At 70.0% G+C, this 23,790-nt stretch carries 18 protein-coding genes; 14 read left to right on the top strand and 4 right to left on the bottom strand.

Annotated elements, in window-relative coordinates:
• Window positions 1–305 precede the first annotated feature (305 nt).
• From VF647_25995 to VF647_26025, 7 genes are all read left to right on the top strand, one after another.
• On the top strand, window positions 306–788 hold the full coding sequence (locus VF647_25995) for a (2Fe-2S)-binding protein (protein HEX8455559.1): 483 nt from the start codon (window positions 306–308) through the stop codon (window positions 786–788).
• Window positions 785–3,157, top strand: a complete 2,373-nt coding sequence (locus VF647_26000; GenBank protein HEX8455560.1) for a xanthine dehydrogenase family protein molybdopterin-binding subunit — start codon at window positions 785–787, stop codon at window positions 3,155–3,157. The genes VF647_25995 and VF647_26000 overlap by 4 nt, the downstream gene beginning before the upstream one ends.
• 223 nt (window positions 3,158–3,380) lie before the next feature.
• Entirely contained in the window at window positions 3,381–4,166 is a 786-nt protein-coding gene (locus tag VF647_26005; GenBank protein HEX8455561.1) for a hypothetical protein, read from the top strand.
• 62 nt (window positions 4,167–4,228) lie between these two features.
• Window positions 4,229–4,693, top strand: coding sequence for a carbon monoxide dehydrogenase subunit G (locus VF647_26010; GenBank protein HEX8455562.1), 465 nt, complete (start codon window positions 4,229–4,231; stop codon window positions 4,691–4,693).
• 17 nt (window positions 4,694–4,710) lie between these two features.
• Window positions 4,711–4,947, top strand: a complete 237-nt coding sequence (locus tag VF647_26015; protein HEX8455563.1) for a hypothetical protein — start codon at window positions 4,711–4,713, stop codon at window positions 4,945–4,947.
• A complete protein-coding gene (locus tag VF647_26020) occupies window positions 4,944–5,825 on the top strand; it encodes a xanthine dehydrogenase family protein subunit M (protein HEX8455564.1) in 882 nt (293 codons plus the stop codon). The genes VF647_26015 and VF647_26020 overlap by 4 nt, the downstream gene beginning before the upstream one ends.
• Before the next feature lie 43 nt (window positions 5,826–5,868).
• Window positions 5,869–6,672, top strand: a complete 804-nt coding sequence (locus VF647_26025) for a cyclase family protein (protein ID HEX8455565.1) — start codon at window positions 5,869–5,871, stop codon at window positions 6,670–6,672.
• 448 nt (window positions 6,673–7,120) lie between these two features.
• On the opposite strand, the gene VF647_26030 is transcribed toward VF647_26025, so the two are convergent.
• Complete coding sequence (locus VF647_26030; GenBank protein ID HEX8455566.1) at window positions 7,121–8,122, bottom strand: radical SAM protein; 1,002 nt, start codon at window positions 8,120–8,122, stop codon at window positions 7,121–7,123.
• A 148-nt stretch (window positions 8,123–8,270) separates the two neighbouring features.
• On the opposite strand from VF647_26030, the gene VF647_26035 reads away from it, so the two are divergent.
• From VF647_26035 to VF647_26045, 3 genes are all read left to right on the top strand, one after another.
• Window positions 8,271–8,729: an SRPBCC family protein gene (locus VF647_26035; GenBank protein ID HEX8455567.1), complete on the top strand. Its 459-nt coding sequence runs from the start codon at window positions 8,271–8,273 to the stop codon at window positions 8,727–8,729.
• Between the two features lie 9 nt (window positions 8,730–8,738).
• Entirely contained in the window at window positions 8,739–9,875 is a 1,137-nt protein-coding gene (locus VF647_26040; GenBank protein ID HEX8455568.1) for a PrsW family intramembrane metalloprotease, read from the top strand.
• Window positions 9,876–10,310: 435 nt separating this feature from the next.
• Window positions 10,311–12,854 (top strand): LysM peptidoglycan-binding domain-containing protein, encoded by a 2,544-nt coding sequence (locus tag VF647_26045; protein ID HEX8455569.1) that lies wholly within the window; start codon window positions 10,311–10,313, stop codon window positions 12,852–12,854.
• Between the two features lie 187 nt (window positions 12,855–13,041).
• On the opposite strand, the gene VF647_26050 is transcribed toward VF647_26045, so the two are convergent.
• Window positions 13,042–14,547, bottom strand: coding sequence for a S8 family peptidase (locus VF647_26050; protein HEX8455570.1), 1,506 nt, complete (start codon window positions 14,545–14,547; stop codon window positions 13,042–13,044).
• A gap of 538 nt (window positions 14,548–15,085) precedes the next feature.
• A complete protein-coding gene (locus VF647_26055) occupies window positions 15,086–16,603 on the bottom strand; it encodes a S8 family peptidase (protein HEX8455571.1) in 1,518 nt (505 codons plus the stop codon).
• Window positions 16,604–17,090: 487 nt separating this feature from the next.
• Between VF647_26055 and VF647_26060 the strand changes: the two genes are divergently transcribed.
• The 4 genes from VF647_26060 (at window position 17,091) to VF647_26075 (ending at window position 22,499) form a co-directional block, all read left to right on the top strand.
• Entirely contained in the window at window positions 17,091–17,444 is a 354-nt protein-coding gene (locus VF647_26060) for a VOC family protein (protein ID HEX8455572.1), read from the top strand.
• Window positions 17,445–17,814: 370 nt separating this feature from the next.
• Complete coding sequence (ileS, locus tag VF647_26065; GenBank protein HEX8455573.1) at window positions 17,815–20,985, top strand: isoleucine--tRNA ligase; 3,171 nt, start codon at window positions 17,815–17,817, stop codon at window positions 20,983–20,985.
• 4 nt (window positions 20,986–20,989) lie between these two features.
• Complete coding sequence (lspA, locus tag VF647_26070; GenBank protein ID HEX8455574.1) at window positions 20,990–21,556, top strand: signal peptidase II; 567 nt, start codon at window positions 20,990–20,992, stop codon at window positions 21,554–21,556.
• The gene (locus tag VF647_26075; GenBank protein HEX8455575.1) at window positions 21,543–22,499 is read left to right on the top strand and encodes an RluA family pseudouridine synthase; all 957 of its coding nucleotides are present in this window, start codon (window positions 21,543–21,545) and stop codon (window positions 22,497–22,499) included. Before lspA ends, VF647_26075 begins: the two co-directional genes overlap by 14 nt.
• Before the next feature lie 167 nt (window positions 22,500–22,666).
• Here VF647_26075 and VF647_26080 read toward each other — a convergent pair whose 3' ends face one another.
• Entirely contained in the window at window positions 22,667–23,569 is a 903-nt protein-coding gene (locus tag VF647_26080; GenBank protein HEX8455576.1) for a hypothetical protein, read from the bottom strand.
• Between the last annotated feature and the right edge of the window lie 221 nt (window positions 23,570–23,790).

A 23,790-nucleotide genomic window follows, 5' to 3' on the forward strand; every position in this document is an offset into this window, starting at 1 on the left:
GTCCAGAAGCTCCGCGTAGGTCAGGGTGCGCGATTCGGTGACCAGCGCGGTGCGATCGGCGTGGGCCACCGCGCGGGCGACGATGGGCGGCGAGGAAGGATCGGGCATCGGCGTCGGGGCGGAGGGGGAGCGCGGGTGCGGATCACAAGGTAGGCGCGAGGCCGGCGGAGCGCACGGGGTTCCCGCGCGCTCTTGCGACGCCGCCGCGGGGGCTCTATCTGTTCCAGGCACGCCTTTGCGCCACTCGCCCGCGGCCTTCCCTCCCGCCGCAGACGCGTGGCGCTCCATCCCCGTCCCGAGCACCGATGCCGCATCCGGTGGAGATCTCCCTTTCCGTCAACGGCGTTCCGCACCGGCGCGCGGTGGAGCCGCGGCTGCTGCTGAGCGACTTCCTGCGCCACGAGCTGCGCCTGACCGGCACCCACGTGGGCTGCGAGCACGGCGTCTGCGGCGCGTGCACGGTGCTGATGGACGGCGAGGCGGTGCGGTCGTGCCTCGTCTTCGCGGTGCAGGCGGACGGCGCGGAGGTGGCCACGGTGGAGGGGCTGGCATCGCCCGACGGCACGCTGCACCCGCTGCAGGAGGCGTTTCGCGACGCGCACGGCCTGCAGTGCGGCTTCTGCACGCCCGGGATACTGATGTCGATGATCCCCTTCCTGCGCGACCAGCCCTCGCCGGACGAGCACACGGTCCGCGAAGCGCTCTCCGGCAACCTGTGCCGCTGTACGGGCTACCAGAACATCGTGGAGGCCGTGCAGCTCGCGGCCCAGCGCGGAGCGGCGGGATGACGCGCGGGCACGTCGGCTCGTCGCCCGTTCGCAACGAGGACCGCCGGCTGCTCACCGGCGAGGCCCTCTTCGTGGACGACGTGCACCTCGAAGGGATGCTGCACGTCGCGTTCGTGCGCAGCGACCACGCGCATGCGCTCATCAACTCGGTGGATACCACCGCCGCGCTCGAGCGCCCGGGCGTCGTCGCCGTCATCACGGCGGACATGCTGGGCGACTACTGGCAGCCGGGGCCGCTGCTGGTGCCGCCGCCGCCGGTGGAGGGGCTCATCTTCAACCAGGCGTCGCAGGTGCCGCTCGCCAAGGACCGCGTGCGCCACGTGGGCGAGGCGATCGCGATGGTGGTCGCCGAGAGCCGCTACCTGGCGGAGGACGCGGCGGCGGACGTGATGGTGGACTACGAGCCGCTGGAGCCCGTCGTAGATCTGGAGGCGGCGCTCACGCCCGAGGCGCCCATCATCCACCCGCAGCTCGGCACCAATCTGGCCGCCCACATCGCGCAGCGCCACGGCGACTACGAGGAGGCGAAGACGCACGCCGACCTCGTCATCCAGCGGCGCTTCCACTACGACCGGGGTGCGGCGGCCGCCATGGAGAACCGGGCCGTCGTGGCGCGCTGGGACGCGCGCTCCGAGGAGCTCACCGTCTGGGACACGACGCAGGCGCCCATCCCCATCCGCAACGGGCTGGCGCGGATGCTGGGGCTGCTGGAGTCGCAGGTGCGCGTGGTGGCGCCATACGTGGGGGGCGGCTTCGGGCCCAAGATCATGATGTTCTACCCGGAGGAGGTGCTGGTCCCCTGGGCTGCCATCCGGCTGGGAAGGCCGGTGAAGTGGGCCGAGGACCGCCAGGAGAACTTCTTCGCCACCACGCAGGAGCGCTCTCAGATCCACGACGCGGAGATCGCGCTGTCGAGCGACGGCAAGATCCTGGGGGTGCGCGACTTCTTCTTTCACGACACGGGCGCGTACGATCCCTACGGCCTCACCGTGCCCATCAACAGCCAGTGCACGCTGCTGGGGCCGTACGACGTGCCGGCGTACCACAGCGAGTTCAGCGCCGTCTTCACCAATACCGTCACAGTGACGCCGGTGCGCGGGGCGGGGCGGCAGCACGGCGTCTTCGTGATGGAGCGGCTGCTGGACATCGCCGCGCGCGAGCTGGGGCTGACGCCGGACGAGATCCGCCGCCGCAACTACCTGCGCTCCGACGTCTTCCCGCACACCTTCCAGATCCTCTTCCAGGACTTCGCGCCCCTCTACTACGACAGCGGCAACTACGCGCCCGCCCTCGAGGCCGCGCTCGACATCGTCGGCCGCGACACCTTTCGGCAGGAGCAGGCGCGGCTGCGTGCGGAGGGTAGGTTCATCGGGATGGGGATCGTGTCGTACGTGGAGGGCACGGGAATCGGCCCTTACGAGGGCGCGCGCGTCACGGTGGAGCCCAGCGGCCGCGTGCGCGTGGCAACGGGCCTGGGTACGCAGGGGCAGGGGCACTACACCGCCTTCGCCCAGATCGTGGCCGACGTGCTGGACGTGGAGGTGGACAACGTCAACGTGGTGACCGGCGACACGCGCGAGTTCGGCTGGGGCACGGGCACCTTCGCCAGCCGCGGTGCCGTGGTCGCGGGGAGCGCCTGCCACGAGGCCGCCCTCTCCGTGCGACGCAAGGTGCTGGACGTGGGCGCGCGCGTGCTGGGTGTGGGGAGCGATGAAGTGGAGCTGTCGTACGGCACCGTGCGCGTGACGGCTGACCCGTCGCGTTCGATCTCCTTCGGGCAGCTCGCAGGCCATGCCAACCCCCTGCGCGGCGCCGTGGTGCCTGGAACCGAGCCCGGTCTGGAGTCCACGGCCTACTTCGGACCCGACCACGGGAGCACTGCCAGCGGTGTGCACGCCATCGTCGTCGAGGTGGACCCGGAGACGGCGATGGTGCGCATCGACCGCTACATCGTCGTGCACGACTGCGGCAAGCTGATCAACCCGGTGATCGTCGCGGGCCAGGTGCAGGGCGGGGTGGCGCACGGCATCGGCAACGCCTTCTACGAGAAGCTCGTGTACGACGAGGGCGGCCAGCTGATGAACGCATCCTTCGCGGACTACCTCCTCCCAACGGCGCTGGACGTGCCGCGTGTGGAGATGGCGCACCGCGAGACCTCGGCGCCGCTGAACCCGCTGGGGCTCAAGGGCGTGGGCGAGGCGGGGTGCATCCCCACCGGCGCCGTCTTCGCGCAGGCCATCGAGGACGCGCTCCCGCACCTGGCGCTGGAGATCCGCGAGATCCCGCTGAGCCCCAGCCGCCTCTTCGAGCTCCTGCGCGAAGCCCGCCCCGCTCGTGTGAAAGATGACGAAGCGTTGGCGGCCGACTGATGCGGGGAAACTCCCGGACCGGAGCCTGCCCGACGGGCTGCGTGAAGGGCACGCGCGCGGCATGAGTTGTTCCGCACCCGATCTCCCGGCTCGAATGAGAAGGGGACGCGGCGCGCCGGGCACACTCATCCGCCTGCGGGCCCTAGTGGCCGGGGCGATCCTCCTTCCCGGGATCGCGGGATGCGCCGCGGCCTCCGTGGGAGCCGGGGCGCGGACGCGGGACATGGCATACGCGTGGGCGCGCGGTGACACGCTCCGATACCGGATCACCTCGGAAACGTTCAGTTCGGTGATGATGGTGGATGAGCGGAAACTCCTGGAACGGCGCGGAGTCCGTTTCGCCCTGGTTTCGACGGGAGAGGGGCGGGCCACTGCCTGGATCGAAAACGCTCGGCTGGAAAAACCGGGAGCAGAAACGCCCGTGCGGACCGCGGGTCCGGAGATCGTGGGGCTGCCGTTGGTGATGGCGGTAGGGCAGCGGGGGATCGACAGTGTTGTCACACAAGAGGGCCTTTCTCAAGCCTGGCCGGACGTGGCGAACGACATCCGTTTACTCCTGCTCCGGGTTCCCGGCGGTCCCCTGCCGGATGCCCGCACGTGGGGGGACGGGGGCACCACCGAGCTGTCCAAGGACACCTTGTATACCGAGCCGGAAACCCGGCGGATCGACTATCGCGTCGTGGGGCAGAGCAGGATCGGGAGGACCGTGGTAACCGTGGTGGACTACGAGGGGACGCGCACCAGCGAGCTGCGCCGGCGAGGGCCGCCGCCGCCCCCGCCGCCAGGTATGGAGTTCTTCTTTTTCCCCTCCGTGATCGTGTCGGTCCGCGTGAACGAGCAGGGGCGGGTCTTCTTCGATGCCCGCTCGGGCAGGCTCGTCCGCCACACGCGAACCGTCTCCAGGGAGATATCGCAGCCGCCCTACACTTCGGCGGAAGCGCATGTCGTGGTCTATGAGTACAGGCAGACGCTGGAACTGATCTCCGCGACGGCTCCTGCGCGACGATGAAGCGCTCCCCACCGCGGCCGGACGGGCCCGGCGCACCCATTCACCCGCCACTCACGCACCTCATGATCCTAGACGGCGAGCACACCTTTCCAGGCCCGCGCGAGACCGTGTGGGGGCTGCTGCAGGACCCCGAGGTGCTGGCCAAGGCCATGCCCGGCGCGCGCCGCCTTACCCTCACGGGGCCCGGCGCGTACCAGGGCGTGATCCGCATCGGCGTGGGCCCCGTCACGGCGGCGGAGTGGTCTCTCAACGTGACGCTCGCCGACGAGGTGCCGCCGGAGAGCTACGTGATGATCGTGGACAGCAAGGGCGCCCTCGGCTTCACGCGCGGCCAGGCCACCGTCAATCTGGACGAGGTGGCCGGCGGCACGCGGATGCGCTACCACGCCGACCTCTCCGTCGGCGGCAAGGTGGCCGGGGTGGGGCAGCGGCTGCTGGACCAGGTCGCGCGCATGCTGACCAAGCAGGGGCTGGACGCGCTGAACAAGGAGCTGGAAGCGCGCCTGGCCGCTGGCCGTTCCACCTGATCTGCGGGAGACGCACCATGCGTATCGCCCTGGGAATCCTCTTGCTCACCGCCGCGTTTCTGCTGGGGATGCTCGAGATCGTCGCGCTGCTCGATCCAGCGGGTATGAGCCTCGCGAACGATGCGGATCCGTTCGGGCCCGCGCCGCCGTGGCCCGAACACGCCCTCTTGATCGCGGCGATCGCGGCGATGGGCTGGGTGGCCGTCCGGCTGCTGCGGCCGCGCGACGCACCTCCCAGACACGGACTTCGATGAAGCCCGCCCCGTTCGCGTACCACCGGCCGGACACGGTCGAGGGAGCGCTCGCACTCCTCGCGGAGCACGGCTACGACGCCAAGCTCCTCGCGGGCGGCCAGAGCCTGGTGCCGGCCATGAACTTCCGCCTCGCCGCGCCCGCCGTGCTCATCGACCTCAACCGCATCCCCGGCCTCGACGCGATCGCCGAGGCGGAGGGCGGTGTGAGGATCGGCGCGATGGTGCGGCAGCGGTCGGCGGAGCGCAGCACGTTGCTGGCCGAGCGCGCGCCCCTCATCGCCGAGACGCTCCCGTTCGTCGCCCACGCGCAGATCCGCAACCGCGGCACGATGGGCGGCAGCATCGCCCACGCCGACCCCGCGGCCGAGCTGCCGGCCGTCATGCTCGCGCTCGGCGCCCGCTTCCATCTACGCGGCCCCGGCGGCACGCGCACGGTGACGGCGGAGGACTTCTTCACCGGCCTCTTTGGCACCGCGTTGGAGCCGGAGGAGATGCTGGTGGAGATCGAGGTCCCGACCGCCGCGCCAAACACCGGCTTCGCCTTCGACGAGATCTCGCGCCGCCATGGCGACTTCGCGCTGGCGGGCGTCGCGGCGTCCGTGCAGGTGGATGCGGAGGGGCGCTGCACAAGTGCCCGCATCGCGCTGCTCAGCGTGGGCGGCGGACCGGTGCTCGCCGCCCAGGCCGCTGCCGCGCTCGATGGCCAATCGCCAAGCGACGAAGCGATCCGCGCCGCCGCCCACGCCGCCGCGCACCAGGACATCGATCCACCGGGCGACATCCACGCCACGCCCGCGTACCGCCGCCAGCTCGCGGAGGTGCTGGTGCGGCGCGTGCTTCCGCGCGCATTCGAGCGTGCGCGCGGCGCCATCGCATGACCCACGCACTGACCGCCCCAACCCACGACATCCCGGAGATCCGATGAAAGTGTACGACCTGTCGCAGCCGTTGAACGAGCAGGCCCCCTTCTGGCCGTACTATCCGCCCTTCGAGGTGAAGTACATCAAGCGCAAGGCGGAGCACGGCGTGAACGCGCAGTACATTCAGACCTCCAACCACATGGGGACGCACCTGGACGCGCCGCGCCACTTCGTGACCAACGGGATGACCATCGACCAGATTCCGATGGAGTGGCTGTGCGGCCCCGGCGTCATCGTGAACCTGAGCGACGAGATGGACGAGCTGGCGGTGTACACGCCGGAGATGATCGAGTCGCGCGTGGAGGTGCGAAAGGGAGACATCCTGCTGCTGCACACCGGCTGGCACCGCTACGCGCAGTGGGGCGACAAGGCGGACGAGGAGAAGTACATCCACATGCACCCCGGCGCGCACCCGGACATGGTGCCGTGGCTGCTGGAGAAGGAGATCCACATTTGGGGCGTGGACGTGGTCTCCACCGACCACCCGATGGACCTGCCGATCGGGCGCTTCCTGGGCAAGGGCCTGCACAACCACTGCGACCGCGTGCGCGCCGCCGCGGAGAAGAAGTTCGGCGGCCCCGAGGCCGTCGCGCGCCTCTTCCCCGACGAGGACTACCAGCTCACGCACAACAAGCTGTTCGACAAGAACTGCATGCACATCGAGAACCTGGGCGGCGACATCAGCGCCCCCGAGCTCCAGAACCGCCGCCTGATCCTGGGCGTCTTCCCCTGGAAGTTCCAGGGCGGCGAGGCGGCCTTCGCACGCGTGGTTGCGTTCGACGGCGAGTGGCCGGCGAATCCTTGATGGTTGGGGGCAGGAGGTGGGCTAGGGGCTCGGGGTTGCCGGGCGAGTGAACTCGCTGCAACAAAAGCACAAAGTCCGCCTTCGCGGACTCGGGGGCGAGGTCCACGCGCGTGGCCAGATGCCGGGGCGGCGGGAGCCCCCCGGGTCCAGGAGCGAATGAATTCGCGGCTGGAACCACGCGAAGTCCGCCTTCGCGGACTGGCTTCCGCGCGCGAGCCCACTTTCAGTGGGCTTCCCGTAGTTCCAGCCGGGGGATTCATCCCCCGGTGTTCGGGATCCGGCCCTCCACACGCCCCTCCGGTAGCGCGGCGAATCGGTGCGTGCAAACCTGCGAAGGCAGGTTTCCCGCGGTTGTTGCAGCGGTTTCAACCGCCGGACCCCTGCCGGGCTCCTTCCCATCCATCCTGCCCCTGCACCCTCCAGGCACCCTCCGGAGCCCTCTAGCCCCTCACTCGAACAACACCAGCTGCGGCGCCTCCACCACATCCGGCTTCATCGTCGGGAACGCGCCGCGGTTGAACCCGTACGCCGCGCGCGCCTGCTCAATACGCGCGTCTAGCTTCTTGCGGTACATGGTGCGGCGGGGGGAGCGGCGGCGGATGATCTCCTCGTAGGCGTCCACCAGGTCAGGGCGAAGGGTGCGCAGCGCGGGTAGGAAGCGGCGCCACGAAACCTCCGACAGCCGCACCCCGCCCGCAACTACGTAGCACGCATCCGCGGCGCGGGCGGCGGCGAAGAGGGCGTCGATGCTCTCCTGGGTGTCCGTGAGGCCGGGGAGGAGGGGCATGGCGAAGACGCCCGCGCGGATCCCACGCTCGCGCAGGCGGCGGAGCGCGTCCAGGCGGCGCGCGGGGGTGGGGGAGCGCGGCTCGATGGCGCGCAGCAGCCGCGCGTCGGTGGAGATCAGCGACACGTGCACGTCCACCCGGCCGCCGCGCGCGCGGATGCGCTCCAGCAGGTCCAGGTCGCGCAGGACGAGGGGGCTCTTGGTGGTGATGGAGACGCGCACCCCCCGCATCCCCGCCAGCGTCTCCAGCACGCCCCGCGTGATCCCGAAGCGCCGCTCCGCCGGCTGGTACGGGTCGGTCGCCGTGCCGAGGGCGACGAGGGCGCCCGGGGAGCGGCGCACGGCCCCGGCCACGCTCTGGCCCGCGCGCTTGACGAAGATGGCGCGGTCGAAGGCGGTCGGAGTGCCGGGCTCGCGCAGGAGGCGGCCGGTCTCGCCCAGGCGCTCCATCAGCCAGCCGTGCGCGTACGGAGCATAGCAGTAGGCGCACGAAAACTCGCAGCCGACGTACGGATTCACCGTCAGCGTGCCCCGCATCACCCCGGTGCCGGGCGCGGCGAGGCGCGCGCCGTCCAGCGCGTAAAAGAGCGCGTCCCCCCGTCGCTCCAGCACCGGGAGCGCGCGCGCACCCCCGCCCGCGAACAGCTCCGCCTGCTCCGCCATCCACACCTCCGTCGTTCCTCAGACTCACCTACGCAGGGAGGATGCCGCACAAAAACCGAAAACACAAGGGTGGCGCACGATTGTCCCGAACGGCCAACTCGTGTACGTTTCGCGCGCTGGTTGGCGAGCCCCGAGCGCGGAATTGCGGATGAAGGTGCACAGGATGGAGACGGTCCAGCGGGTGCCGGTGCCGATGGAGGAGGCGTGGAGCTTCTTCTCCGACCCGCGCAACCTGGCGAAGATCACCCCGCCGCGCCTGGGCTTCCAGGTGACCTCGCCGCTGCCGGACAGCGTGTACGCGGGGCTCATCATCACCTACAGGGTGCGGCCGCTCTTCGGCGTGGCCGTCAACTGGGTGACGGAGATCACGCACGTGGACGAGCCGAACCGGTTCGTGGACGAGCAGCGCTTCGGACCCTACCGCTTCTGGCACCACCAGCACCTGTTCCGCGCGGTGGAGGGCGGCGTGGAGATGACGGACATCGTGCACTACGCGCTGCCGCCGGGCGGCGGGCTGGCGCGCGGGCTCCTGGTGGCGCCGCGCCTCAAGGAGATCTTCGACTACCGCCGCGGGGTGCTGGAGCGCACCTACGGCACGCTTCCCTGATCTTTGCCGATGGACTCCGCGACCTCCGTTCAACCCCCGCTTCCCTCCACGCGCCGCGCGCAGCCGCACCGCGTGCTCACCTGGGGCGCGGCGTCGTGCGGCGTGCTCAGCCTGCTGCTGATCGCGGCGGAGCTCGGGCCCGCGGCGTTCGCGCTGGGCGTGGCGATCGCGGTGGTGCCGGTGCCGGTGTACGTGGTGCTCGCGCTCTGGCTCGACCGGTTCGAGCCGGAGCCGGCGTGGACGCTGGCGCAGACCTTTGCGTGGGGCGCCACGGTGGCGGTCTTTATCGCGCTGATGGTCAACGGCCTCCTCCAGGTGCTGCTCGACGGCGCGTGGGGCGTGGAGATGGGCGAGGTGATCGGCTCCGTCTTCACGGCGCCGATCGTGGAGGAGCTGGCCAAGGGGTTCGCGCTCCTCTTCCTCTTCTCCGAGCTGCGCGACGAGTTCGACGGGGTGGTGGATGGCGTGATCTACGCGTCGATGGTGGGGCTGGGCTTCGCCATGGTGGAGAACGTCCAGTACTACGGGCAGGCGGTGGCGGAGGGCACGGAGAGCTCGGTGCTGACCTTCGTGCTGCGCGGGCTGATGGCGCCGTTCGCGCATCCGCTCTTCACCAGCATGTTCGGGATCGGGCTGGGGATGGTGCGCGAGGGGCGCAGCAAGGCGCGCGGCTGGCTCGTCGCCGCCTTCGGCCTGGCGGCGGCGATGGGGCTGCACGCGCTCTGGAACCTCTCCGCCTCCTTCGAGGGGTGGTTCCTGGTGCTGTACCTGCTGGTGATGGTCCCCGCCTTCGTGGCCGTGCTCTGGGTGGTGCGCACGTCGCTGCGCCGCGAGGGGCGGGTGATCCGCGAGCACCTGCGGCACCTGGTGGAGACCGGCGTGCTCCCCGCGGGCGAGCTGGAGTGCCTGTGCGGCGTCCGCACCCGGCTTGGCGCCAGCGCGACCGCGTTTCGCAAGGGAGGGTTGAGGCGCTGGCGGGCGCGCCGCGAGCTTCACCGCATCGCGAGCGAGCTGGCGTTCCACCGCTGGCGCACGGCGCGCGGCCTGTCGATGGGGGCGGAGGCGGATGCGGCGCGCGAGGCGGAGTACATGCAGCGGTTTTCGGAGATCTGCCGGATCCTCGAGCTGCAGGGCAACGCGGGGTGACGGCGGGTCTCACGCGGAGACGCGGAGGCGCAGAGGAACGGCAACGGCAGGGGCTCACACAGAGACACAGAGGCACAGAGGAGAGGTTGCGCCTCAGCCCACCGATGTTTGTAACATTGTAATCTGTTTGCTGACAGCAGACAGCGCGTTGCCCTGCAATGACTTAGAAGGGGAGCGCCTGTTTCCGCGGGCGGGTCTTCGGGTCAGTTTCGGTACCGCGGTCCGGCGGCGCGGATTATCTTCGCCACATCCACCACGTTCCGCTCGCGCCCCGACTCCCTCCCGGCGGCGCTTCTGATCTCCAAGATAAACATGATGTATCCCATGCTCCGAACGCTCCCGTTCGCGCTTCTGCTGGGGACGGCCGCTTGTGCCTCCGGGCGTGCGGCTCCGGCCCCTCGGCCCGCGGCCCCGGCGCCGCTTCCCGCGCAGCCCGTGCAGGCACCCGAGCCCATCCGCGAGAGCTTCGAGCTCGCGGGCGCGCCCGGTAAGGCGCGCGCCAACATCCTGGGCGACGTGCGCTACGATCTGCCGGTGGAGGCCAACCGCTGGGTGGAGATGGAGCTGGACTTCCTGGTCAACCAGCGGCGCGAGGTGATCGGGCAGTGGCTGTCGCGGGCGGACAAGTACCGCGACTTCGTGCAGGAGATCTTTGCCTCGTACGGCATCCCGCGCGACCTGCACCACCTGGCGATGGTGGAGAGCGGCTATTCGCCCACGGCGCGCAGCCACGCGGGCGCCGTGGGGATGTGGCAGTTCATGTCCACCACGGGGCGGGGGATGGGGTTGCGCATCGACGACGTGGTGGACGAGCGGATGGACCCCGTGCGCTCCACCCACGCCGCCGCGCGCCACCTGCGCGACCTGCACCGCGACTTCCGCGGCGACTGGGCGCTGGCCGCGGCGGCGTACAACGCGGGCTCGGGGCGCATCAACCGGGGGCTGGGCCGCTACAACGTCACCAACTTCTGGGACCTCGCCGAGCGCGGAGACCTGGCGCAGGAGACGCGGCACTATGTCCCGCGCCTCTACGCCGTCACCATCATCGGGCGCGATCCGGCGCGCTTCGGCTACCCGGCGCCCGCCAACGTCCTCCCCCGCTTCCGGCCGGACAGCGTGCGGGTGGACATCGAGACGCCCGTGGCCGAGCTGGCGAAGATCGCGAACCTGAACGCCAGCGAGCTCGCCACGCTCAACCCGCACCTGGTGCGCGGCACGGCGCCGGCGGGCTACAAGGTGTGGACGCCGGCGGGGAGCGGCCCCGCCATCCAGATCGCCTTCGACACCTCCGCCTACCGCCGCAGCGGGGGCTACGCATGGTACACGCTGCGCCCCGGCGAGAACGTCGCGCAGGTCGCGGCAGCCGGCGCGATCCCGGTGGAGCGCATCCGCGAGCTGAACCTGAGCGCCGCGCTCGACCGCATGGGAACGGGCGACCGCGTGCGCCTTCCCGCGCCGGCGGTCCGCACGCTGAACGCGCGGCCGGTGGAGCGCCAGCGCCTGGCCTCCGCGTCCGACGAGCCGCGCGGCCCCAGCTCGCCCGAGCTGGACGCCGCGCGCGCCGAGGCCCGCCGCCTCCGCGCCGCGCGCCGCGAGGAGGAGCGCGCCCGCGAGGCCCAGCGCGAGCAGGAGCGCGAAGCCGCCCGCATCGCCGAGCGCGCCCGCGCCGCGCGCCGCGCCGAGGAGCGCGAAGCCGCCCGCGCCGAGGAGCGCGCCGCCAGCGCCCGCCGCCTCGCCGCCCGCGCAGAGGCCGACAAGGACGACGAAGACACCCCCCGCCGCCGCGCATCCGAGCGCGACAGCGCGGAGAGCAAGGTGGCCGCCACGGACGAGGCGCGCCCCCGCCGCTCTTCCGACAGCTCCGCCGCCCGCCGCACGAGCGACGGCGAGCGCGTGGCGAGCCGCTCGGCATCTTCGGACGACGAGCGCCCCACCGCCCGTCGGACGATTGATGGCGAGCGCGTGGCGAGCCGCTCGGCATCTTCGGACGATGAGCGCCCATCCGCCAGCCGCCCGCGCCGCACCGAGCGCGCGGACAGCTCCGCCCGCCCGCGCCGCGCTTCCGACGGCGAGGAGCGCCCGCGCACGCATACCGTCGAGCGCGGCGAGACGCTGCGCGGGCTGGCCGAGAAGTACAACGTGACGGTCGCGCAGCTTCGTGCGGCCAACGACATCGCCGCCGGCAAGGGCGTGGAGCTGGGGATGCGCCTGCGCCTTCCGCGCGCCGCGAGCTCCTCCGCTTCGCTCGCCGCCGCGTCCGAGCGCGCCGCCCGCACCCGCTCCTCGGACGACGATCGCCCGAGCACCGCTTCGCGCTCGTCCACATCGGTGCGCACCGGCACGTCCGAGCGCCGCACCACCCGCTCCGACTCCACGCGCCGCGCATCCAGCGACGAAGATGCTCCGCGCAGCCGCACCGCATCGGAGCGCCGTGCATCCACCGACGACACTCCGCGCGCCCGAACGACCTCGGAGCGCCGCGCGTCCAGCGATGACGAGGCGCCGCGCACACGCACGAACGCCGAGCGCCGCGATTCGTCCGCCGCGCGCCGGACCACGACGGCATCGCGCGACTCCGCGGCGAAGACCCGCTCCACTTCCACGCGCCGCGACTCCTCCGCCACGCGCCGCACCGCCTTGGCCTCGCACGATTCGTCGGCATCGAGGACTCGCACCAGTCGCGACTCCTCCGCATCCAGGAGCCGCGGCGCCGCCAACCGCGACTCGGCGGCGACACGCGCGCGCGGTTCATCCGGCGAGACGAAGCCCCGCACAGCCGAGCGCACGGAGGGGAGCACCCGGCGCGCATCCACGAGCGAGACGCCGCGCCCGTCGCAGCACACGGTCAAGAGCGGGGAGACGCTCTTCGGCATCGCGCGCGAGTACGGCGTCACGGTGCCTGCGCTGCGGGAAGCCAACGACATGGACGCGGGCGCCGCCCTCCAGCCCGGCCAGAAGCTGCGCATCCCGCGCAGCTGAGACGAACGGCAACTGCATGGCTCACACAGAGACACAGAGACACAGAGAGAACCACAGGAGGTCTTCTCTGTGGCTTGCAGTTCTCTCTGTGTCCTCTGTGTGAGGCTTTTCTGTTGTTCAAAATGGAGGGCTCCGCGGGCAGAATCGCCCGCGGAGCCCTCCGTTCATGCTGCCGTCCCGCGAGACCTCAGGGGCAGATGCGGCTGCCGCACGTGTAGTCTTCCGGCTCCTTGTACACGAAGAACGCGGGAGTCGTGTAGCTGGTCCCGTTGGACGTCACGACCACGCGCAGGTAGAACGAGCCGAGCCTCGGACCCACACTGCGGGTGTAGGTGGCGCTGTTCGTCCCCACGTTGGTCCACGTGCTGCCGCTCACCGAGTACTGCCACTGGTAGCTGTACGTACCGTTGCCGCCGCTGGCCACCGCCTGCCACGTCCACGTTCCCGTGTACACGTAGTCCGGGCCGCTGATGTACGCGGAGAGCGGGGTGGGGTCGGTGCCGCCGCCGCCGCTGCCCGTGAAGAGCAGCAGGTTCGGGGAGCCGGCGCCCAGGTTGTAGAGCTTGTACTGCGATGCGTTCGACAGGATCGCGCTGTTCACCGTGTATGGCGAGGCCCACGGGTTCGACTGGAGGTACAGCGCCGCCGCGCCCGCCACGTGCGGCGTCGCCATCGAGGTGCCGTCCAGCGTGGCGGTGCCGCCGCCCAGCCAGGCCGAGGTGATCCCCTCGCCCGGCGCGTACAGGTCCACGCAGCTCCCGTAGTTGCTGAACCAGGCCTGCTGGTCGGACGAGTTGGTGGCGCCCACCGTGAGCGCGGAGGGCGCGCGCGCGGGCGAGTAGTAGCACGCGTCGTAGCTGTCGTTGGCCGCCGCGACCGCCACCGTCACGCCGGAGGCGACCAGGTTCTCGATGGCGTCGTCCATGGCCTGCATGGCGCCGCCGGCCAGCGACAGGTTGGCGACGCTGGGGGTGGCGTGGTTGTAGCGAACCCAGTCCACGCCCGCGATCACGCCGCTCCACGTCCCCGACCCGCCGCAGTCCAGCACCCGCACCGACACCAGGCTCACCGACTTCGCCACGCCGTAGTTCGTGCCGCCCACGGTGCCCGCCACGTGGGTGCCGTGGCCATAGCAGTCCTGCCCGTTGTACCCGTCACCGATCGCGTCGTACCCCACCGAGGCCCGGCCGCCGAAGTCCCAGTGCGACGTCTCGATCCCGGTGTCGATGACGTACACGGTGACGCCGGAGCCGGTGCTGCTGTACGAATAGCTGCCGTTCAGCGGAAGGTCGCGCTGGTCCACGCGGTCCAGCCCCCAGCTCCCCACCACGGCGCTCACGCGCTGGTCCTGCTCCACGTACGCCACGTTCGGGTTGCGGCGCAGCGCCGCGACGGCTCCGTCGGAGAGGGTGGCCGCGAAGCCCTTGATGGCGTGCTGGTAGGTGTGGTGCAACGTTCCGCCGTGCGCGGCCGCCAGTTGCCGCGCCAGCCCGGGGGCGTCGCTCACCTCGCGCTTGAACACCACCACGTAGCGTCCGGGGATCGGCTGTCCGCCTTTCCCCGTTTGCCGCACCGCCTGCACCGCCGTCGGAGCGTCGGCCGGCGGGGTGGGCCCGCTGGGCACGTCCGAACACGCCGCCAGCCCGATCGAAACCGCCACCGCCGCGAACAACCGCCTGCACTGCATGGGCATCTTCCCATCCTCCTGGATACTCCGGGTGAAAGATGGCCCCGCCGCCTCCCGGAGTGGCGTGCGTGTCGGGGCCCGGGCGGCAGGAAAGCCGTCCCCGGCGCAGCGGTGCAGCGCACCGCGTCTGTTCGGCGCAGGTCGGTTCAGGTCCGCGATCGCGATAGAATGACTAACCAAACATTATGTGATGCACAATCCCTTTCGGGTCTTTATCTATAAAGGTTGCGACATCCGCGTTGCGACGGGTGGAGGAGCGGGAAAGGCGCCCTCAGTTCAGATTTGATCTGCATCAATCGTACCTTGCCGACTGTCGGCGCGGGTGCGAATGCGGCGGTCATGTACACTCTGTTCACGCCTGTATGAGAAGTACAAGACAGGTCGGGAGAACCAGGTGTCAGGCTCGTTGCTACGCTGCTGGCGCGCACCCTTTCCGCGCGGCGCGGACGTCGCGGCACACGGCCGGTCGATCCCACGAAAAAGCAGAGGCACAGAGAAGAAGTTCTTCCCTGTGCCTCTGCTCCTACTGCCCCCGGTGTGAGCTCTAGCAGTAGTACTTACCGCACATCGGCTCGCCGGGCTCGTGATACACGTAGAACGACTGGGACGTGGCGGATACGCCGCCCGACGTCACGATCACGCGCAGGTAGAACGAAGGCGCGTAGTTAGAGACGTTGCGGGTGTACGTGCTGCTGTTCGTCCCCACGTTGTTCCAGGTGGCGTTGTCGGTGCTGTACTGCCACTGGTAGCTGTAGGTGCCGTTGCCGCCCGTCACGCTCGCGTAGTAGTAGCCTGTGGTGGCGCCGTAGAGGTAGTCGTCGCCAGTCACCGACGCGGACAGGCCGGACGGAGGCGGCGGCGGGGGCGGAGGGGGCGCGGACCCGCCCAGGGTGTAGAGCAGCAGGTTCGGCGAGCCGGTGCCGATGCCGTACAGCCTGTTGGGCGTGGCGTTCGCCGCGATGGCGCTGTTCACCGTGGCCGGCGCGGCGGTCGGGTTGCCCTGCAGGTACAGCGCCGCGGCGCCCGTCACGTGCGGCGTGGCCATCGAGGTGCCGCTGATGGTGTTGGTGCCGCCGTACAGCCACGCGGAGGTGATCCCGCCGCCGGGGGCGAAGAGATCCACGCAGTAGCCGATGTTGGAGAAGTCGGACTTGTAGTCGTTCGAGTCGGTGGAGCCCACCGTCAGCGCCTCGCCCACGCGGGCCGGCGACTTGTAGCACGCGTCGTAGGAGTAGTCGTTCCCCGCGGCGATTGCGACGGTCACGCCGGCGGCGATCAGGTTGCGCACCGCGTCGTCCACCGCCTGGCTGGCGCCGCCGCTCAGCGACATGTTCACGACCGCGGGCTTCACGTGGTAGTAGCGGACCCAGTCCACCGCCGCGATGATGGTGGACCACTGCGAGCCGCCGCTGCACCCGAAGACGCGCACCGAGACCAGCGACACCCCCTTGGCCACGCCGTAGTTGGCGCCGCCCACGGTGCCCGCCACGTGCGTTCCGTGGCCGTTGCAGTCCTGCCCGTTGTATCCGTCGCCCACGTAGTCGGCCCCCACCGAGGCGCGCCCGCCGAACTCCCAGTGCGACGTCTCGATGCCCGTGTCGATGATGTACGCCCTGACGCCCGCGCCGTTGCTGTTGTAGGTGTAGCTGCCGTTGAGCGGGAGGTCACGCTGGTCCACGCGGTCCAGCCCCCAGCTCCCGGCCTGCGCCAGATCCACGCGCTGATCCTGCTCCACGTACGCCACGTTCGGGTTGCGGCGCAGCGCGGCGACGGCACCCTCAGGGAGGGTGGCGGCGAAGCCCTTGATGGCGTGCTGATACGTGTGGTGCATCGTCCCGCCGTGCGCCGCCACGAGCTGCCGCGCCAGCCCGGGCGCGTCGCTCACATCGCGCTTGAACACGACGACGTACCGGTTGGGGATCACCTCGCTCGCGCGTCCCGCCTGGCGCGACGCCGTCGGCGCATCGGCCGGCAGGGTGGGACCGCTGGGCACGTCCGAACACGCCGCCAGCCCGATGGCGACCGCCGTCGCCGCGAACAACCGCCTGCACTTCATGGACATCGTCCCGTCCTCCTTGGGTACTCCGGGTGATGCATGGCCCCGCCGCCTCCCGGAGTGGCGTGCGTGTCGGGGCTCGGACGGCGGGAGAGCCGTCCCCGGCGAAGCGGTGCATCGCACCGCGATCAGTTAGCGTGTTTGCTCCGTGCGCTTGTAACGGGCCTGCACATGTAAGTTATGGACTACTAAACCGTCGAAGAGGGCGCTGTCCATTCGCGCCTGTTGCTAAGCATCGTAGCAGATCATAACCACGTCTTCTACCGGCGAAGAACCTGGACAGTGTGCGCTACAGGCGTGGACGAACAGGTAGCCGGATGCGCGAAGCCTGTCAAAAGAGATGCGGCCGCTGTACACTCTGTTTGCGCCTACAATACGCAAATAATTTGCCACAGCCGCGGATGGTTGCGGCCCGGTTTGCGACCTTCTCGGGCGCCGCTAGATTGCGCGTCTTCATCGCTCGTGGAGGGATCGCCATCAGGAGAACCGCGCTATGAAGGCCTCGCTTCGCTCCATCACGGCCATGATCCCCGCGGGTGGCAGCCTGGACGAGGCGATCCGGTTCTACACGGACGAGCTGGGCTTCGCGGTGACGTGGCAGGCGGGGAACATGGCGGGGATCGAGCGCGACGGTGTGGGCTTCAACCTGGTCGTCAACACCAATCGCGCGTGGGCGGAGAACGCCAGCTTCAGCATCGCCGTCTCTGACGTGGACGCGCTGTACGCCGAGTACGGCCGGACGTCGGCGCGGGTCGGGCCGCTGGAGGAGAAGCCGTGGGGGCGCCGCGAGTTCCACATGATCGTGCCCTCCGGCGTGTGCCTGCAGTTCTACCAGGCGGGCACCTGAGGCCGGTTGCCGGGCGTCGGAGTAGCGGCGGGCACGGGCAGCCACGTGGGGCGGCCGAGGTTCGGGGCCGGGTGCGAGGGGTGGAGCGGGGCAGGGGGTGGGCAGACACACAGGTCTGCCCCTACCGGGTCGCGGTGTGCGTCGGGCAGAGCGGCGGAGCGGCGGCGGGCACGGGCGCGATAAATCGCGCCCCTACGGGACGTGTGCGGCGGAGAGGGTGTTCTCCCCCTCACCCGCCCTGCGCCCCCGCAGGCGGGGGAGGGGGCCGGGGGGAGGGGGCCTGCCCGTGCGCCCCCTACCCCCGCCCGTTATATTCCCCCTCTTTCTCGCCATTCCCGTGTACGCCCCGAGCCCGCGCAGCACGCAGCCGATGAAGAAACACCCCGAGCTTCCCGCGTCCACCACGGCGCTCGAAGAGGAGATCCTGGGCCGCTGGCAGGCGGAAGACACCTTTCGCCAGAGCCTGGAGCGCACCCGCGACGGCAAGCCGTTCGTGTTCTACGAGGGCCCGCCCACCGCGAACGGGCGCCCCGGGATCCACCACGTCTTCTCGCGCGCCATCAAGGACTCCGTCGCGCGCTTCCGCACCATGCAGGGGCGCCACGTCCCCCGCATCGCGGGGTGGGACACGCACGGCCTTCCCGTGGAGATCGAGGCGGAGAAGCGGCTGGGGATCAGCGGCAAGAAGCAGATCGAGGAGATCGGCATCGCGCGCTTCAACGAGGTGTGCCGCGAGAGCGTGCTCACCTACACGGACGAGTGGGAGCGCTTCTCGGCGCGCATCGGCTACTGGCTGGACTACTCGAAGCCGTACGTCACCTTCCAGCCGGAGTACATCGAGTCCGTCTGGTGGCTGCTGAAGGAGATCGCCGACCGCGGGCTGGTCTACCGCGGCCACAAGATCCTGCCGTACTGCCCGCGCTGCGGCACCGGCCTCTCCAGCCACGAGGTCGCGCTCGGCTACAAGGACGTCAAGGACCCGTCGCTGTACGTCACCCTGCCGATCCTGAAGGAGGATGGCACGGAGGACGGGCGCGAGTTCCTGGTGTGGACCACCACGCCGTGGACGCTGGTCTCCAACGTGGCGCTCGCCGTCAATCCGGAGCTGGAGTACGCGGAGGTGGATTGGGAGGGCCGCACGCTGGTCCTCGTCGCCGCGCGCGTGCCTGCGCTCTTTGGGGCGGAGGCGAACGTGCTGCGCACCTTCCCGGCGTCGGAGATCGTGGGGCTGCGCTACAAGCGGCCGTTCGACTGGGTGGAGCTGACGGCGTTCGCGGACGAGGAGGTGCGGCGCGGGTGGCACGTCCTTCCCGCCGACTTCGTCTCGGCTGACGACGGCACGGGGATCGTGCACATGAGCCCCGCATTCGGCGCGGACGACTACGCGGTGTGCCGCGAGCACGGCCTTCCCGTGCTGCAGCCGGTGGACGATCGCGGGGCGTTTCGCGCGTCGCTGCCGCTGGTGGGCGGCAAGTTCGTCAAGGACGCGGACACCGACCTCGTCATCGAGCTCAAGAAGCGTGGCCAGGTCTTCCGCAGCACCAAGGAAGAGCACAGCTATCCGCACTGCTGGCGCTGCCAGAGCCCGCTCCTCTACATGGCGCGGGACTCGTGGTTCATCCGCACGACGGAGCTGCGCGAGAAGCTGATCTCCAACAACGACGAGATCCGCTGGTTCCCGTCCGAGGTGGGGAGCGGCCGCTTCGGCGAGTGGCTGGAGAACAACGTGGACTGGGCCATCTCGCGCACCCGCTACTGGGGCACGCCGCTCCCATTCTGGGTGTGCGACGAGCACCCGTCGCACCTGGAGTACATCGGCGGCTTCGACCAGCTTCGCGAGCGCACCGGGCTGGCCGAGCTGCCGGACCCGCATCGCCCGTACGTGGACGAGCTGACCTGGCCCTGCGCGCAGTGTAAAGGCACCATGCGCCGCACACCGGAGGTCGTGGACGTGTGGTTCGATTCGGGCGCCATGCCTTTCGCGCAGCACCACTTCCCGTTCGAGAACCAGAAGACCTTCGAGGCGCAGTTCCCCGCGGACTTCATCTGCGAGGGGGTGGACCAGACGCGCGGGTGGTTCTACTCGCTCCTGGCGATCTCCACGCTGCTGGGGCGCGGGCCGTCGTTCCGCAACGTGATCGTCAACGACATGGTGCTGGACGCGGAGGGGCTCAAGATGTCCAAGTCCCGCGGCAACATCGTGAACCCGTGGGAGGCGATCGAGCAGTTCGGGGCGGACGCGGTGCGCTGGTACATCCTCACCTCGTCGCACCCCTGGATCCCCAAGCGCTTCGATCCGGAGGGCGTCAAGGAGGTCCAGCGCAAGACGTTCGACACGCTGCGCCAGACGTACCGCTTCTTCGCGCTCTACGCCGACCTGGAGGGCTGGACGCCGGGCGGCGACGATCCAAAGGTGGCGGACCGCTCCGTGCTGGACCGCTGGCTCCTCTCGCGGCTGTCGTCGGTCACGGCGACGGTGGGCGCGCACATGGAGGGGTACAACCTGACGCACGCGGTGCGCGCCATCGCGGACTTCGTGGTGGACGACCTGAGCAACTGGTACGTCCGCCGCTCCCGCGACCGCTTCTGGGGAAGCGCAGACCGCGCCGACACCCGCGCCGCCTTCGCCACGCTGCACGAGGCGCTGGTCACCGTCACGCGGATGATGGCCCCCGTCGCGCCGTTCCTCGCCGACTGGCTGCACCGCGCGCTCTGCGACGACGCCAGCGTGCACCTGGCCGACTTCCCGGTGGCGGACGAACTGTTTATCAAGAAAGATCTCGAGCGCGGGATGAATGCCGTGCGCGCGCTCAGCACCCTGGGCCGCGCCGCTCGCGAAACCGTGTCGATCCGGGTGCGCCAGCCGCTGGGCAGGGTCTATTGCGTGGTGCCCGCCGGCGTCCGCGCGGACGAGGACCTCCTCGCCATCCTGCGCGACGAGCTGAACGTGAAGGAGGTGGCGTTCATGGACCGCGCGGAGGAGCTGGTGACCTTCAGCGCGCGGCCCAACTTCAAGGTGATCGGCGCCAAGTTCGGTAAGGCGACTCCGCGCGTGGGCGCCGCCATCCGCGACCTCGCCTCCGAGGCGATCGCGGCTTTCCGCGGCGGCGCGCCCCTCACCGTGCAGGCGGACGGCGAGACGTACACCCTGAGCGGCGACGAGATGGATGTGGTACAGGGGGCGAAGGGTGACTTCGTGGTGCAGGCGGAGGGCGGCTACACGCTCGCCCTCGACCCTACGCTCACCCCCGAGCTGCGCGCGGAAGGGCTGGCGCGCGAGGTGGTCAACCGCGTGCAGAAGCTGCGCAAGGACACGGGGCTGGAGGTGTCCGACCGCATCCGGCTTGGCGTGTTCGGCGGGTCGGAGGTGACTGAGGCCGTGGAGCGCTTCCGGGCCCTTGTGGCGGGCGAGACGCTGGCGGTTGAGATCGAGACGGGACCCGTGCCGCGTTTGGACGGGTACGAGGCGGTCCGCGAGGTGGACCTGGACGGAGTCACGGCGACGATCGCGCTGGTCCGCGTCGCGCCCACCCAATCCTAGTGAGATGAACGATACGCTGATGACGCAGAGCGAGCCGGCCCGGGCCGTCCACACCGACACGCCGGCCGAGGCGCGCAGCAAGACGGCGCTCTACGTCGGGATGGTGGCGGGGGTGGTGATCGTGGACCAGATCACCAAGTTCATCGTCGAGCGCAACATGCGCCTGTACGATCCGCACCCGGTGCTGGGCGACTTCTTCCGCCTCACCTTCATCTACAACCGCGGCGCCGCCTTCGGCATCCACGTGGGCGGATGGTCGCGCATCGTCTTCATGCTGCTGGCCGTGGTCGCCACCATCGCGCTGGGGATGATGTACCGCTCCACCCCCTGGCGCGACCGGGCCCGCCTGATCGCCATCGCGGGCGTGACGGGCGGGGCCATCGGCAATCTGATCGACCGGTTGCGCTCGTCGCGCGGGGTGGTGGACTTCTTCGACGTGGGGCTCGCCGGGCTGCGCTGGCCGGTGTTCAACGTGGCGGACATCTTCGTCACCTGCGGCGCGCTGGTGCTGGCCTTCTCGTTGTGGAAAGAGGAGCAGCACACGGAGCGCGAGCGGGATGCCGCGCGCTGAAGAGACGCGCGAGCTGCTCGCCGGCGAGGACGTCGGCGAGCGGCTGGACAGCTGGCTCGCGGCGCGGCTGGACACCTCGCGCTCCCGCGCGGCGCAGTGGATCGAGGAAGGGCGCGTCCTCCTGAACGGCGCCACGCCCAAGAAGCGCGACAAGCCCTCCCCCGGCGACCGCATCACCGTCACCCTCCCCGCGCCCGAGCCCTCCGCCCTCGCGGCCGAGGAGATCCCGCTCGACGTCGTCTACCAGGACGCCGACCTCCTCGTCCTCAACAAGGCGGCGGGGATGGTGGTGCATCCCGCCCCCGGCCACGCGACCGGGACGCTGGTCAACGCCCTCCTCCACGCGGTCGGCGACCTGTCGGGGATCGGCGGCGTGCTGCGTCCCGGCATCGTGCACCGCCTCGACCGCGACACGAGCGGGCTGATGATCGTGGCCAAGCACGACGAGGCGCACCGCACCCTCTCCGACGCGCTGAAGCGCCGCGAGATCCGCCGCGCGTACCTGGCGGCCGCGTGGGGGCACCTGCCCGAGGAGCGGATCACCGTCGACGCCCCCGTCGGCCGCCACCTCACCGACCGCAAGCGGATGGGGGTGGTGCAGGGGGGGCGGCGCGCCGTGACGCACTTCCAGCTGGTCGAGCGCTGGCGTGCCGCCGACCTGGTGCGTGCCGACCTGGAGACGGGGCGCACGCACCAGATCCGCGTGCATCTCCTTCACCTGGGCCACCCCGTCGTCGGAGACGCCACCTACGGCGCCGACCGGCACAAGGGCGTATCCGGGCCCGACCGCACCTGGGCCGCGGGGCTGGCGAAGCGGGTGCGCCGCCAGTTCCTGCACGCCTTCGAGCTTCGCTTCCTGCACCCGCGCACGGGGGAGGAGCTCCACTTCCAGGCGCCGCTGCCGGTGGAGCTGGAGGCCGCGGCGGAGTGGGCGCGGGGGTAGCGCGGGCGGGCCCCCTCCCCCGCTCGTTCCTCGCGGCCCCTCCCCCAAACCAGCCTGGGGGTGGGGCGGTGGCATGGATTCGTGTGCGGGTGGCGGCGGCCGGGGCGGGGGCGGGCACGGGCGGCGACGCGGGGCCGCCGTCGTGGTGCGTGGTAGGTGGGTAGACGTCACTCTAACGCTGCTACGTCCTGTCCGATGAGCGCGATGCTGTTCACCCATCCTGTCCCCGCCTGCACGCCCGAGGAATCGTACGCTTCCACTTCGTACCAGCGTGTTTCCTCGTGGAAGGCACTCGATAAGATCCGGATACTCCCTCCGCGCGGGATGATACGAATCCGCGCGATTGCGGCCATCGGATCGGCGGGCTCGAGTTCGGGCATCAGCGAAGTCTCGCGTGACAGACTGTACCGCCACCCCACACGTAGGTCACTTGGATCTGCCCACTTGGGAGCGGAAGGGTCGGCTTTCCCAGCCTTCCGGAATAGTTGGAGTTCACGTTCGATCAGAGGCCAACCCAATGAACTCACGCTGACTGCGCTTCCGCTAAGGTGCTGATTCCGGTCACCAAACCGAGGGTCAGACTGATTGACTGGGACCACGAACGAGACGATCACCGAGTCTTCGACACGCCCAATGTCAAAAGGATCTCCGCCTTGTGCGAGGATGCGCTGTTTCTCGGAAAGAGCTGCCCTCCAACGGTCTTCGTCCAACACGATCTGCCGCGGAGCACGCCAACCGCTCACGGCTCCGCTTTCTTCGAAGTACTCGTTCACATAGGCGGTTGTGTCCCCTGCCTGCCAGTATCTGCGGGAGACGTCCACCATCAGTTTAGTTTCGTCCGGCAGATCCGTGTCGAGCGAGACGGTGAGGATGTCGTCCTTCAGCGCTTGGCGGACCTCGAAACGATCCGCAACAATCCCGTTTCCTGAAAGAGCTGTCTGCTGGTCGTCTGTACCCTGGCCGCAGCCAGTGCCGGCCAACATGCAGAACATTGTCGTCACAAGAGATATCACGGGTGATCGTACCTGCGGATGGGCAGCACGGAACTTCAAAGGGGGGACGGTCGTCATTGGCGTTCGCATGATGTTGTACGTGGTCACTTGTGTCCGCATGGCGGGGGAATCATCACCGGAGTACTCGAGGCCAGGGGAATAAGGATACGGGAAAAATCGCGAGAAACGCAATCTGACCGGAAGCTGGCGGAGCGTAGCCGGGGGCACGCCTGATGTCTGCTCTACGGACGACGCACTACCACACAAACAACTTGGACAAGGGCGTCGGCAGCATTCGT

The organism is Longimicrobium sp. (assembly GCA_036387335.1).
In the GTDB taxonomy this organism is placed as follows: Bacteria; Gemmatimonadota; Gemmatimonadetes; order Longimicrobiales; family Longimicrobiaceae; genus Longimicrobium.